This window comes from Actinokineospora sp. NBRC 105648 (assembly GCF_030269645.1).
In the GTDB taxonomy this organism is placed as follows: Bacteria; Actinomycetota; Actinomycetes; order Mycobacteriales; family Pseudonocardiaceae; genus Actinokineospora.
The window spans coordinates 158,303-170,270 of record NZ_BSTR01000010.1 but is presented as its reverse complement, the minus strand read 5'-3'; the positions used below and the strand labels follow the sequence as shown (position 1 = coordinate 170,270).

Below are 11,968 nucleotides of genomic sequence, written 5' to 3'. Positions count from 1 at the left end.
CTAGGGACGCACTGCCGCGTCGGCGTCGTCGCTGGCGTCGGTGAACACGCGCGCGGTCTTGACCGTGCGGGTCCCCGTCTCGCCGAGCGTCTTCTGCATGAGGCGCAAGAACTTCAGCGCGTGCTCCTCGCCGGGGCGGTAGCCCGCGTCGAACTTCTCCCCCATCTCCCCGGTGCCCCCGGCGCCGCGGTTCTCCTCGGCGGCGGCGAAGAGCTGGTTGCAGATGCTGACGGCCAGGTCGACGGTGCCGCGGATGTTGACCCCGCCCTGGCGCAGCGCGTCCGGGTCGACGGCGAGCCGCTCGCTCACTGCGACCACTTCCCGGAGTCCTTGACCGCGGCGTCGAACATCGCGGCGATCTCGGAGCCGATGGTGTCCATGTCGGACAGGTCGAAGCCCTGCGGCATCATCCCGCCCGGCATCATCTCGGCGAAGATGCCCGAGGTGGCGGCGGCGGCCTGGTCCTGTGCCCGGCCGATCACCTCGACCAGCCGGGCGGCGAGCTCCTTGGGGGCCATGTCCCGCCAGCGGCGGCCGGTGAACTTGATCCCGGTGACCTTGCCCTGCCCGTCGACGGTCGCCTCGACCACGTGGTCCTCGGAGACCGCGGTCGTGCTGGACGCGGCGACCCGGTCGACCGCGCTGGTGATCTTGGCCTGCTGCTCGCGCAGCTCGGTCAGCGCCGCGGCCATCTCGTTGTGCAGTGGTGTGGACATCTGGGTTCCTCCGTTCGGTCCGGCGCCCGGGTCACGTGGTGGCCTGGGCGGTCTGCTCGTCCGCCGTGCGCTGCTCGGTCGGCTTGGTCCGCGTCCGCGGGCCGGTGGTGCGCAGGTGCACATGGGTAGACACGAGCGGCTCATCGGTTTCGGGTTCACCGGAGTCGGGTCTTCCGATGACTCCGTGACCGACATCACTGTCGGTGCCCCAGACCTTCTCGTCCTCGGAGAGCCAGGTGGTGCGCTCGCGTTCCTTCTCCTCGCGGCCCTGACCACCGGCTCCGCCCATCCCGCCCATCCCGCCCATCATCGGCGGCATGAACGGCATCCCGCCGCGCTGGTCCTGGTGCTCGCCGTTGGCACCGGGGGCACCCGGCTGGCCGTGACCGTCGGAGCCACCGCCGGACCAGTCCGACCAGCCGTCGGTCGAGCCCGAGCCGAACGGGTTGCCCGCGCCCGCCCCGGCACCCAGTCCGCCGCCCGCGCCCAGCCCGCCGCCCGCACCGAGCCCGCCGCCCGCACCGCCGCCGAAACCGTCGGCACCGACACCGGCGCCGCCGCCCGCCGCGCCCCAGGCGTCGAGCCCGCCGGAGCCGACGCCGCCGTTGGCCAGGTCGCCCGGGGTGAGCAGGTCGAGGCCGGGCAGCGAGTCCGGGCTGGAGCCGGGGCCGAAGTTGACCCCGCCGTTGGCACCGCCACCGCCCGCGCCGCCACCCGTGCCACCCGGGACACCGGGCAGGCTCGGGGTGCGCGGGGAGAGGTCGCCGGGCGACCAGCCGTCGTCGCCGGTACCGCCGTTGGCCGGATCGTCGAGGCCGCCGGGGAGACCACCCGGGAGACCGCCGGGACCGGTGCCGCCGTTCGCCGGGTCGTCGGGCTTGCGGATCGAGCCGTCGGGGTTGCGCACGACCGGGCCGCCGGGGAGCAGGCCGGGGGGCAGCACGCCGCCGCCGGGGCCGCCGTTGGCCGGGTCGCCCAGACCACCGTTGGCCGGGTCGCCGAGGCCGCCGTTGCCCGTGCCGCCGTTCGCCGGGTCACCCGGACCGCCACCCGGGCCCTCGTTGAGCAGGTCGCTGATGTCGGGGCCGCCACCACCGGGGCCACCTCCGCCGGGGCCGCCACCACCGTTGGCGCCGGGGCCCTCGTTGAGCAGGCTGCTGACGTCCGGGCCGCCGCCACCGGGACCGCCGCCGGGGCCACCACCCGGACCGCCACCGCCGTTGGCGCCGGGACCGTTGAAGTCCGCGCCGCCGTTCGCGGGCGGGGGCGGGATGTTCGGCGGGGGCGGCGGGTTGGCACCGGGACCGTTGGGGTTGTTGGGGTCCGGCGGCGGGCTGCCGATCGTGGGCGGCTGGTTGGTCTTGAGGTCGAGCAGGCCGCGCCCGGCGCGCTTGTAGGCCGTCTCCAGCTTGCCGAGCTCGACGCGGGCCTTCTCGTCCATCTTCTTCAGCTCGGTGCGCATGTACGCGCTGATCGCCGAGTTGGCCTGGTCCCAGGTGCCCTGCAGCTGCAGGTCGCCGTCGATGACCGGCATCTCCGCGGGCAGCGCGGGCGGGGTGACCCGGTTGCTGGCGTAGAGCGCCATCGAGTCCTTGATGTACTGCTCGGCCTTGCCGCGGTCCTTGGCGCTCCACTGGTCGAGCAGGTAGGCCGGCTGCCCCCAGCTCTCCATGCCCTTGGTGGAGACGTCGAGGCCCTGGTGCTTGATGTGGGCGGAGACGTTGTTGACGAACAGGTCCGCGACGTTGGCGGCCTTGTTGTACAGGAAGTCCCGCGAGTCCCACCAGATGTTGGCCATGGCCTTGCCGAACGCCGCCAGGGCGTCGGCCGCGTCGTTGAGGCCGGTCGGGGTCGCGGGCGTGCGGTCGAGCATGATCTGGTCGTGCAGGTCGTTGAAGGTGAACGCCATCCGGCGCAGGTTCACCTGGATCGCGAACGCCGCCTTGCCCTTGAACGCGCTGTCGTCGCTGTCCAGGCTGGACACCCACTGCTTGGTGGTGGTCAGGCTGTTGTTGAGGAACGTCAGGTAGTTGTCGGTCACCGTCTTGGAGTCGCGCAGCAGCTGCACGTCCATCAGGCCGGTCTTCCCGTTGAACATCGGGAGGGCGATCTGCTCGATGGAGTAGGTGGCGGTGTTCCACGCCGTGTACGCGCTCTGGTTGTGGTCTGCCCCGAAGTAGTACTTGTCCCAGGCGTGGTAGGAGATGGAGTTCGCCGCCGACCCGGGCGGGGTGAACCGGATCCAGGGGTTGGGCGACTCCCCCAACCCGGAGTTGGCGTCGAGCACCGCGTGCAGGTCACTGCCCTGCCCGGTGATGGCGAACAGGATCTGGGAGAACGTCGCCTGGGAGAAGTCCCCGGTTGCGGGGAGTGTGGGGTCTGCCATGACCATGACTCCTTGTCGGTGGATGTGGTCCGCGGTGTCCCGCGACCGGGCTGGTGGTCGGCGCCGCGCGGTGCGCGGTCGGCGGGTGCGGGCTGGTTCGCGGGCGGTGGGTCACCCCGTCCGGCGCGACCGCCCGGCGTCGCCGCGGCGCCCACAGCCGGGCTGCGAGACCCCCGTCAGTGCGGGCCGCCCTGCGGGCCGCTGAAGCCGCCGCCCGCGTTGAAGTCGGGGAACTCGGCGACGAACCGGCTGATGTCGTACTGGGCCAGGTCGTCGGTCTCCTTGAACACGTCCCGCGCCGCCTCCAGGGCGTTGCGGAACTTCACGATCGCCTGGCGGATCAGCTCGTTCTGCTGGGCGACCGAGCCGCCGAAGGTCTTGCCCTTGGCCACCAGGTTGATCGCGGCCTGCCACTTCTGCGTGCCGGGCTGCAGGGTGAAGTCCGCGTCGAGCGGGTTGGTGTCGGAGGCGGTGGCGTTGTGCAGGAGCTTGTACTCCATGTCGGTCATGATGTTGATGAGCTGGTTGTACCGGCCCTCGTCGAATGTGATGTTGCCTGCCATGGCTGCTCTCCTGGGTCGTGGCGGTGGTGCGGGTCGGTGGTGGTGGGTCGAACCGGCCGGGGCACCGGGCGTCCGATGTGGACACCCGGTGCCCCGGCGGGTCAGCCGAGCATGATGCCCTGGCCGCGGCTGTCGCCCTCGGAGAAGATCTCGTGGACGTTGATGGAGGCCAGCGAGCGGCTGTTCAGCTTGGTCTCCATGTCGGTGTAGGTGGCGGTCCAGGTGGCCTGGGCCTCCTGCCACAGCGGGGTGGCCTTACCGCTGGTGGCCACGTCGATGTTCTTCAGCGACGCGTTGAGGTTGGTGAGGATGTCGCCCAGCTGGCGGACGTACATGTACAGCTGCTCGTTGAGCTCGAGGTAGCCGTCGTGGTCGATGTCGAACGCGGTCATGATGATCCCTTTCGGACAGTGCGGGCGGGTGCGGGGAGGGGTTAGTTGGACGCGCTGTCGGCGTCGGTGTTCGCGGAGCGGTTGGCCGTGAGCAGCGCGTTGGCCTTGACGTTGAGCGCGTCGAGCTGGTTCTTCACCAGGTTGAAGTCGGTGGTCCAGTCGGCGATCGCGGTGGAGAGCTTGATGCCGGAGGTCGAGTTGTTGACCTGGGGCAGCATCGCCTGGATGTTCATCACGCCCGAGTTGAGGTTGCCCATCGCCTGCAGGCCGGTCTCGGTGGCGTTGATGATGCCCTGCAGGGTCGCGTCGTCGTAGCCGTACTTGGCCATGGTCGGTTCTCCTTGTGTGGGTGGGGACTTCTCAGGTGGTGCGGTCGAGCGGTGCGCCGGTCGACCGCGGCCGTGGCCTTGGTGACCGGAGGTTCTGGGGTGCGTAGGCGAGGCCAACGTGGCCGTTCACGCGCGCGGCGGGAGTCTGCGGGTTGGCCCGCGCGGGTGGTGTGGGACGGCGGTGGGCTGCCTGGTCGGGCTGTGGCGCGAGCACCGGAGTGGGCTGGGTGGGTCGAACCGGAGCGGACTGGGCCCGGGCGGGATGGGCCGGAGCGGACTCGGCCAGAGCGGGCTGGGCTGGGGCGGGCTCGGCCCGAGCGGACTCGGCCGGGGCGAACTGGGTCCGAGCGGGCTCGGCCAGAACGGGCTGGGCTGGGGTGGGCTCGGCCTTGTGCGCCACGGCTTCCGGGCTGCTCGGGTTGGCGAGCCTGTGGCCGGTGCGGGGCGTGATCAGGTGGGCGGCTGGTCGCGCGGGGTACCGGGCGGGCTGTGGTGCGTTCGCCGGCGGGGCGAGCTGAGCTCGCACGGGCACTGTGTTGTGCGCCGACGTCTTCGACTGGCCTGGGCTCGCGGGGCGCTGATCGGTGGAGCATGCGATCAGTGGGACGCGGTCCGCGGCTGGGCAGGCGGGCGCGTTGGTGGGGAACTCGGTCGCCCTACGGGAAACTGAGGGGTACGGGTGATCGAGGTGGGTGGGGTCGCCATCGGCGTGGTTGAGGTGCTCGGCCGTGGGGTGGGGGGTGGTGGAGGCCGGGGCTGAGGTGGCCGAGGTCGAGGTCGGGGCAGACGAGGTCGGGGTTGGGGCGGTCGGGTTCGGGGTGGGCGGGTTCGGCCTCGGGCCCGACACGGTTGGGGCTGGGCTGGCGGTGCTGAGTTCCGGGCCGGGGGTGCTCAGCCGCTGGCCGAGGGAGTTCGGGGCCAGGGTGACGGTGTTCGAGACCGGGGCGACGGCGCTCGGAATCGAGGTGGGAGCGGTCCGAGCCGAGGTCGCGGTGCTCAGGGCCGAGGTCGCGGCGCTCCGGACCGGAGCGGGTGTGCTTGCGGCCGAGGTGACGACCTTCCGGATCGAAGCGGGTGCGTTCGGGGCCGGGGCCACGACGATCCCGGACCAGATCATGTTGCTCGAGGTCGAGGTCACGACGGTCGCGGTCGAAGTGGGTGCGTTCGGGGCCGAAGGCGCGGCGTTCCCGGAAGAGATCAGGGTGCTCCGGGTCGAGGTCACGACGGTCCCGGTCAAGGCGGGTGCGTACTCGGCCGAAGGCGCGGCGTTCCCGGACGAGATCAGGGTGCTCCGGGTCGAGGTGATGGCGGTCCGGGGGGAGGTGGGTGCGCTGCCGGATGAGGAGGTGTTGGTCGGCGTGGCCGCGAGGGCTGGGTGTCCGGCGAGTGCCTCGATCTCGGCGGTCGGGATGGTGCCGCTTGAGCCGGTCCGGGCTGTGGGGTCGATCGTGCCGGGGTGGTGGCCGACAAAAGCTCCGGCGGCGGGGTGGACGAAGCCGGTGGAGAGGACATGGGCGGTGCGGTAAACAAGGGCGGCGGGGAGGACCGGGGTGGCGGCTCGCTGGGTGGTGGTGTGCGGGTCGTTGTCGGTGCGGTGCTTGGCCATGGTCGGTCCTCCTCGTCTGGATTGGTGTTCTGGGGCGGGCTAGAGCCCAAGCCGGGTCTGTCGGTGGGTGGAAGGGCTTGGGTGGTGCGGGTTCAAGTGGGCGGCATGGGCTTGGGCATCGGGTGAACGGGCCGGGGCCGTCCGGTGGAGAAGTGGGGGAAGCTGTGCGGGGAAGGGTTGCGGGGGAAGGGTTGTGGGGCGAATCCGTTGGGGTGGGGGGTGGGGCTCAGGTGATGCGGTCGAGCACGGGGCCGGTCGGTAGGAGTGCGATGAGGTCGGCGGGGACGGGGGTGGCGGTGTCGGCGGGGGTGCCCAGGGCGGCGGCGGCATCGCCGCTGGCTACGGGGAACTTGGTGCCTGCGTCGGTGACCAGGTAGAGGCCCGCACCGGGGACGCCGGGGGCGGGGCGGGTTCGGACCAGGAGGCCTGCGCCGGGGGCGACCTCGACGCGGTCGGCGGTGCGGGCGTCGCGGACGACGGCCTGGGTGGCGGGGCCGCGGCCCGCGGTGATCTGCGGGCCGGCGATGACCTCGGCGGACTCGCCGGTCCAGCGGACGCAGGGGGCGCCGCCGTCGAGCTCCAGTGGGGTGGGCAGGGCGGCGGGGGTGGCCGACTGCCAGTCGGGTACGGGGTGGAGGGGGACGTTGGCGAGCGCCGAGGCGGTGACGCGGCGCGGGGGTTCGGGGGTGGCCGGGTCGGCGACCAGGAGGGCGGCGACGGTGTCGGTCAGCGGCACCAGACCGCCGGCCTCGACGAGGTAGAACTTGCGGCCCACCACCGACTCCGGGACCTCCAGCAGCTGGCCGACGACCGTCGGGGCGCCGCCGATGACCGGGCCCGCCCCGCCGCGCCGGACGTCCGGGGAGCCCAGGTCGGGGCCCGCGGGCAGGGTGTTGAGCCAGGACGCGGTGACCGGGACGACGGTGGCCGGGTCCAGGCCGAGCGCGGCGGGCACCCAGGTGGCGGTGACCCGCATCCGGCGGTCGTGCCAGGCGAGGTGGGTGGAGCCGTCCGGGGCGCGGACCAGCAGGGCGCCCTCGGCGGCCGGGGAGGCGGGCTGGGCGGCGGAACCGGCGGCGGGCTGAGGGGCGGGTGCGGCGGGGGCCGGGGAGCCGGGGACGTCGGCGGTGAGGGCGAGGGCGACGCCGGGACCGTCCGGTGTGGACATCGAGCAGACCGTCCAGGCCCGCGCCCCGCCGCCGGTGGGCAGCGAGTCCGGGGCGCCCATGATGCCGATCGGGCCGCCCTGCGGCACCCCCTTGAGGTCGGCGGTGCCGACCGCGGCGACCTTGGGACCGCCGCCGACGAGGAGCCGGGCGGAGGCGTAGTTGAGGACCGGCCGCAGCTTGCCCTCCACGAACAGGTAGCGGCTGCCGGTGTCCTCGTCGACCACCAGGGTGCCCGGCTCGCGCCAGGCACCGCCGGACTTCGGCGAGAGCAGGCCGACCACGAGCACCACCACCAGCACCAGCCCGGCGACCGCGGTGCCGCCCGCCAGCCCGACGACGGTGCGCCGCAGCGGGCGGTCGAGCGCGTCGGGGTCGACCCGCAGGACCGCGCTGGTGAGCCTGCCCACCAGGAACGAGTGCGCCTGGACCTGGTCTCGTCTGCTGTACATGGCCTGCCTCCCTTCTCATCTGGACCACGACCGCGGGGCCGTGGCGGGTTCACTCGACTTCGTGTGCTCAAGGACATGCCGTGCTGACCGAACAGAGCTCAGGCGGGCTTCGGTCGTGCCACGGCTTCGCTCGAACGGGTGATCAGCGCCAAGCGGCGATCAGGGCGGTGTAGACACCGATCACCGAGAGGGCCAGCGGGAGCACGGCCAAGGCGGTGGCCCAGTGCAGGAGGTCGCCCCAGCGACCCCAGCGCGGCACGAGCTTGCGGGTGGGCAGCGTCTGCGCCGCGGTGAGCGCCAGCGCGGCCACCACGACCAGCCCGCCCGCGACCAGTGGTCTGCCCGCGGCCTCGATGTCGCCGACCCAGGCGAGTAGGAGGGCGAGCAGACCGGTGAACGCGGGGACGAGCGCGGCGACCCGGTGCCACACCGCGTTGAGTTCCCTGGCGTGCAACAGCATGAGCACGGCGGTGACCGCGACCAGGGTCTTGGCGTCCCACCTGGGGTTCAGGGCAAGCATCGCCAGCGCCCCGGTCGCCACGACACCCAGGGCGGTGAAGAACGAGGTCAGGTAGGCGTCGGCGCGGTCGGCGCTGCGCAGCACCCGGGCGCTCGGCTGGGGGTCGAGGTCCTGTTGGAACTCGAGTGCGCTGGTGGGCACCGGGTCGACGGCCAGCCCGGACATCCGCGCGGCGGCGAGTGGCGCGGCGCGGACGAGGCAGAGCGCGACGACCAGGGCGATGGACGCCCCGGCGGCGCCGTCGAGTCCCGTACCCGCGGCGATACCGCCGCCGATGGCCGCCACGGCACCCGCCAACCCGATGGCGGTGAACACCGCGTCCGCCCCGCCCACCGCGAACCGCGCCGCCACCGCGGCGGCGGCCATCGCGCCGGTGGAGGCGAGCACACCGGGGCCGGTGAACAGGTTCGCCACCGGGTGGGTGCCCATCGGGACACCGAGACCGGCCAAGCCCGCGGAGACGATCCCGGTCGAGGCCAACGTGAGCGCCGCGGCGCGGTTGCCCAAAGCCCGGCTCGCCGCGGCGGCGGCGCCCAAGAGGACGACGGCCAAGCCACCGGCGACAGCGGCCATCATCAGGCCGGTACCCGCACCCGCCGCGGTTATTACCGCAGTGACGGCGAGCAAACCCATAAGAACGATGAACGCCCTCGCGGTGTAAGAGGGACGCCAGGTGTCCTCACGCGCGGACAGTCCAGTGTGGATACCGTCGACGAGGTCGTCGAAGTCCACCAACGGCAAGAGCGCGTCGCGGGGGCGCAGGTGCAAGATGTCGCCGTCGTAGAGGTTGAGGGCGGCGGTGCCCTGGTCCTCGTCCAGCGGGGGCTCACCGAGGCGCTGCAACACCCAGCCGCCGTGCGAGAGGCCGGTGGTGGCCAGCGCGGGGTCCAAGTGGCCGAGCACCGTCGGCATCAGGTCGGCGAGGGGGACGTGGGCGGGGACGGCGAGTTCGACTCGCGAGGCGGGCCCGCAGATCGTGAGCCTGCACATCTCGCCGGAACCCGCTGCTGCGGTGGTGGCCATGCCCAGGACACGGGTGGGGACCCGCGCGGGGTTCATGTGGATTCAACGAAATCCGCGCGTTCGCGGCCGATTCACCGACGGTTCACCCGGTCGGGTCCGGCGCGACCTGAACGGCCCAGGGAATGTGCCCTCGCGTTGCCCGATCAGCTCTCGGCGCCAGTTTGGGAATCCGTAGCGTGATCGTCGGCGCCTACCTCACTCGAAAGAGGAGAACGATGCACGCGCACGACGAGCGGAAGCGCAGGCAAGAGGGTCAGGACAACCACACGGCAAGCAAGCCCCCAGGCGCACGATCGCCAAGCGTCGAGCAGCTGTTGGAACTCCAGCGCACGGCGGGCAACAGCGCGGTCGCGGCGCTCTTGCGCGGGGCCGGGCAAGAGGCGGTGCAGCGGTCGACGGTGCAGGACGTGCTGCGGTCTGCTGGGCGGCCGCTGGACCCAGGGAAGCGAGCGGAGTTCGAGACGCGGCTCGGGGCCGACTTCAGCGACGTGCGCCTGCACGACGACGCGGGCGCCCGGCAGTCGGCGCACGAGCTGGGAGCGGCCGCGTACACCTCGGGGAGCCACATCGTCGTGGGTGGCGGCGGATTGGACGACCACACGCTCGCGCACGAGCTGACGCATGTCGTCCAGCAGCGCACTGGGCCGGTCGCGGGGACGGACACCGGCACGGGACTGCGCGTCAGCGACCCGTCGGACGCGTTCGAGCGCGCGGCGGAGGAGAACGCCACCCGCGTCATGCGCGAGCCGGTCGGGGCGGCGGTGGAGACCGAGCCGGTCGCCACGCACACCGGGGCGGTCCAGCGCGCGCTGACGACGGACGGCCAGCCGTTGGACCGGGAACGGGCAAAGGCCATGGTGCTGCAAACGCAGTCCGCGGCGCTCACCCCGTCGGAGCAGCAGGCGTTGGACGAACTGCTCGAGAGCGACTCGACGGTGGAGGTGGCCGACGGCGTGGCGCTGGTGCGGCTGCTCCGGTCGACGCTGCGGGAGAAGTGGGGGCTCAACGAGCACGAGGTGGATCTGTTCGACCGCTACCAGGGCGGTGAGTACAAGGACTGGAACGCCGCGCTACGGAGCGGGAACGTCCGTGAGCGCTACCAGGTCGGGCAGAAGACGACAGACATGATCGGTGGTTTGGCGAAGACGGCCAAGACGCGGCAACGGGTGCAACGCGTGCTCAGCTTTGAGAACCGTGACCAGTTCGACCGGTACACACGCAGCTTCCCCGCGGGCGGGGTGTACGCGGCCGAGCAGTTCGAGTCGACCACCCGCAAGCTCGGCGGGGAGCTGGACCTGCCCGGCCGGGCAGTGTACGTGGTGACGCTGTTCATCGAGGCCAAGGGCCACCACGGCGGCGAGCTGTCCTCGGTGATCAACACGATCAAGCGCAGCGAGGGTGAGACGGTGTTCCCGCCGGGGAGCCGGTTCGAGGTGAAGCAGGCGGCCGAACAGCCCGAGGACCGGGAGTACACCACGACCGCGCCGTTCCGCACGACCATCGAGCTGGAGGAACTCGAGGACCTCGACGAGGACAAGCAGAAGATGCCCAGTCAGGCGGAGTTCCGCAAAGCCACGATGGCGGCCATGCTCGGCGGCGGCCCGCCGAAGCCGCCGGGCGGCGGTGGGCGGAGCAAGTTCGCCGACATGATCTGAGGGTGGCGGCCGCCGACCGGGTCAGAGGGTGTGCAGGAGGGTGGACCAAGAGGGGTGGGGGAAGGAGAGGGTGCCTGCGGTGGGGTGCTTGGAGTCGCGGACGGCGACGGAGTCGGTGTGGGCGACCTCGACGCAGTCGCCGCCGAGGCCGCTGAAGGAGCTCTTGCGCCAAGGTGGGACGGACTCAGGCGAATGGGTCTGGGGCATGGACCTGTGCCTCCTCCCGGTCATAGTCACTGGCGAGATCGGAGAGCAGAACGCGGGAATCAGCGACGTTCAACGCGTCTTGCCCGAGTCTGCCGAGGACGAGGCGATAGATCGCGATGTCGACGGAGCGCTCCAGGAACAAGGTGCGGTTGAGGGTGTCGACGTTGACCACGGGGTGGCCGTCGGTGAACTCCATCAGGCGGAACCCACCGTCCAGGGCGGCGATGGCCGACTTGGCGGCGGGGACGACGCGCAGGACACAGTGAGGTTGGGAACTCGCGAAGAGCAGGTGCAACATCTGCTCGTGCATGGTCTGCGGGGAACCGACCGGCATCCGCAGGGCGTTCTCGGAGACGTAGAAGACCGTGTTCGGCGGGGACTGCCTGCGGAGCGTGGACTGGCGGCCCATGCGGATGCGGACTCGGTCTTCGACCCCGGCCGCGGAGAGCAGACCGGTGCCGGTGAGCAGGGCCCTGGTGTAGTCCTCGATCTGGAGGAGACCGGGGATCACGCAGGGCTCAAACGACGACATCGCCACGGCCAACGACTCGTGGACCCGCAGACCCGATTGGCGGTCGGGGATGCCGGTGTCCCGGATCCAGGCGCCGTCCAGGTCGCTGCCGCAGGTGGCCAGGACCTTGTCCAGCTCCGCGCCGTCCACTTGGCAGTAGGCCAGGATGGTCGCCGCCTCGACCTTCGAGCACGGGAGCTTCCCGGTCTCGATGCGCGAGAGCTTGGACGGGTCCCAGCCGAGCTTCCTCGCCATCTCGTGGAGGGTCAGGTTGGTGTTCTCTCGGACGCGGCGCAGCTCGGTGCCCAGTTCGCGTCGTTGCGCAGTGGCCTTGAAGGCGGTCATGTTCGCACCCTAGCGGGCTGACCTGGGGTGATTTCATCCCGCGACCGAGGATCACCGGAAAGTAGGCATCCGGCCCTCTCGTTGGTCCCTTTGCAAC

12 protein-coding genes are annotated in these 11,968 nt (G+C 71.8%); 2 read left to right on the top strand and 10 right to left on the bottom strand.

Annotated elements, in window-relative coordinates; translation table 11 throughout:
- The 6 genes from QSK30_RS12665 to QSK30_RS12640 all read right to left on the bottom strand — a co-directional run bounded on the left by QSK30_RS12665 (window position 1) and on the right by QSK30_RS12640 (window position 4,386).
- Window positions 1-318: a hypothetical protein gene (locus QSK30_RS12665; protein ID WP_285502494.1), complete on the bottom strand. Its 318-nt coding sequence runs from the start codon at window positions 316-318 to the stop codon at window positions 1-3.
- The gene (locus QSK30_RS12660; RefSeq protein ID WP_285502493.1) at window positions 306-716 is read right to left on the bottom strand and encodes a YbaB/EbfC family nucleoid-associated protein; all 411 of its coding nucleotides are present in this window, start codon (window positions 714-716) and stop codon (window positions 306-308) included. The genes QSK30_RS12665 and QSK30_RS12660 overlap by 13 nt, the downstream gene beginning before the upstream one ends.
- A 31-nt stretch (window positions 717-747) precedes the next feature.
- Window positions 748-3,102: a hypothetical protein gene (locus tag QSK30_RS12655; protein ID WP_285502490.1), complete on the bottom strand. Its 2,355-nt coding sequence runs from the start codon at window positions 3,100-3,102 to the stop codon at window positions 748-750.
- Between the two features lie 176 nt (window positions 3,103-3,278).
- On the bottom strand, window positions 3,279-3,665 hold the full coding sequence (locus QSK30_RS12650; RefSeq protein WP_285502488.1) for a hypothetical protein: 387 nt from the start codon (window positions 3,663-3,665) through the stop codon (window positions 3,279-3,281).
- 101 nt (window positions 3,666-3,766) lie between these two features.
- Window positions 3,767-4,057, bottom strand: a complete 291-nt coding sequence (locus QSK30_RS12645; protein WP_285502486.1) for a hypothetical protein — start codon at window positions 4,055-4,057, stop codon at window positions 3,767-3,769.
- 41 nt (window positions 4,058-4,098) lie between these two features.
- A complete protein-coding gene (locus QSK30_RS12640) occupies window positions 4,099-4,386 on the bottom strand; it encodes a hypothetical protein (RefSeq protein WP_285502484.1) in 288 nt (95 codons plus the stop codon).
- 923 nt (window positions 4,387-5,309) lie between these two features.
- Between QSK30_RS12640 and QSK30_RS12635 the strand changes: the two genes are divergently transcribed.
- A complete protein-coding gene (locus tag QSK30_RS12635; RefSeq protein ID WP_285502482.1) occupies window positions 5,310-5,912 on the top strand; it encodes a hypothetical protein in 603 nt (200 codons plus the stop codon).
- 306 nt (window positions 5,913-6,218) lie between these two features.
- Here the strand turns inward: QSK30_RS12635 and eccB are convergent, their stop codons facing one another.
- Both eccB and eccD read right to left on the bottom strand, forming a co-directional pair.
- Window positions 6,219-7,610, bottom strand: coding sequence for a type VII secretion protein EccB (gene eccB, locus QSK30_RS12630; protein ID WP_285502479.1), 1,392 nt, complete (start codon window positions 7,608-7,610; stop codon window positions 6,219-6,221).
- Window positions 7,611-7,752: 142 nt separating this feature from the next.
- On the bottom strand, window positions 7,753-9,189 hold the full coding sequence (gene eccD / locus QSK30_RS12625; RefSeq protein WP_285502478.1) for a type VII secretion integral membrane protein EccD: 1,437 nt from the start codon (window positions 9,187-9,189) through the stop codon (window positions 7,753-7,755).
- A gap of 179 nt (window positions 9,190-9,368) precedes the next feature.
- Here eccD and QSK30_RS12620 point away from each other — a divergent pair, with 179 nt between their 5' ends.
- On the top strand, window positions 9,369-10,808 hold the full coding sequence (locus tag QSK30_RS12620; protein ID WP_285502476.1) for an eCIS core domain-containing protein: 1,440 nt from the start codon (window positions 9,369-9,371) through the stop codon (window positions 10,806-10,808).
- A gap of 21 nt (window positions 10,809-10,829) precedes the next feature.
- On the opposite strand, the gene QSK30_RS12615 is transcribed toward QSK30_RS12620, so the two are convergent.
- A complete protein-coding gene (locus QSK30_RS12615) occupies window positions 10,830-11,015 on the bottom strand; it encodes a DUF397 domain-containing protein (RefSeq protein WP_285502474.1) in 186 nt (61 codons plus the stop codon).
- The gene (locus QSK30_RS12610) at window positions 10,993-11,871 is read right to left on the bottom strand and encodes a helix-turn-helix domain-containing protein (RefSeq protein WP_285502473.1); all 879 of its coding nucleotides are present in this window, start codon (window positions 11,869-11,871) and stop codon (window positions 10,993-10,995) included. Before QSK30_RS12610 ends, QSK30_RS12615 begins: the two co-directional genes overlap by 23 nt.
- Window positions 11,872-11,968 lie beyond the last annotated feature (97 nt).

What these genes read in the sequence shown, in the direction of transcription:
- QSK30_RS12615 (WP_285502474.1), bottom strand. Translation starts at nt 11,015, where the DNA reads ATGCCCCAGACCCATTCGCCTGAGTCCGTCCCACCTTGGCGCAAGAGC.
- QSK30_RS12650 (WP_285502488.1), bottom strand. Translation starts at nt 3,665, where the DNA reads ATGGCAGGCAACATCACATTCGACGAGGGCCGGTACAACCAGCTCATC.
- QSK30_RS12645 (WP_285502486.1), bottom strand. Translation starts at nt 4,057, where the DNA reads ATGACCGCGTTCGACATCGACCACGACGGCTACCTCGAGCTCAACGAG.
- QSK30_RS12610 (WP_285502473.1), bottom strand. Translation starts at nt 11,871, where the DNA reads ATGACCGCCTTCAAGGCCACTGCGCAACGACGCGAACTGGGCACCGAG.
- QSK30_RS12655 (WP_285502490.1), bottom strand. Translation starts at nt 3,102, where the DNA reads ATGGCAGACCCCACACTCCCCGCAACCGGGGACTTCTCCCAGGCGACG.
- QSK30_RS12660 (WP_285502493.1), bottom strand. Translation starts at nt 716, where the DNA reads ATGTCCACACCACTGCACAACGAGATGGCCGCGGCGCTGACCGAGCTG.
- QSK30_RS12620 (WP_285502476.1), top strand. Translation starts at nt 9,369, where the DNA reads ATGCACGCGCACGACGAGCGGAAGCGCAGGCAAGAGGGTCAGGACAAC.
- QSK30_RS12640 (WP_285502484.1), bottom strand. Translation starts at nt 4,386, where the DNA reads ATGGCCAAGTACGGCTACGACGACGCGACCCTGCAGGGCATCATCAAC.
- eccB (WP_285502479.1), bottom strand. Translation starts at nt 7,610, where the DNA reads ATGTACAGCAGACGAGACCAGGTCCAGGCGCACTCGTTCCTGGTGGGC.
- eccD (WP_285502478.1), bottom strand. Translation starts at nt 9,189, where the DNA reads ATGAACCCCGCGCGGGTCCCCACCCGTGTCCTGGGCATGGCCACCACC.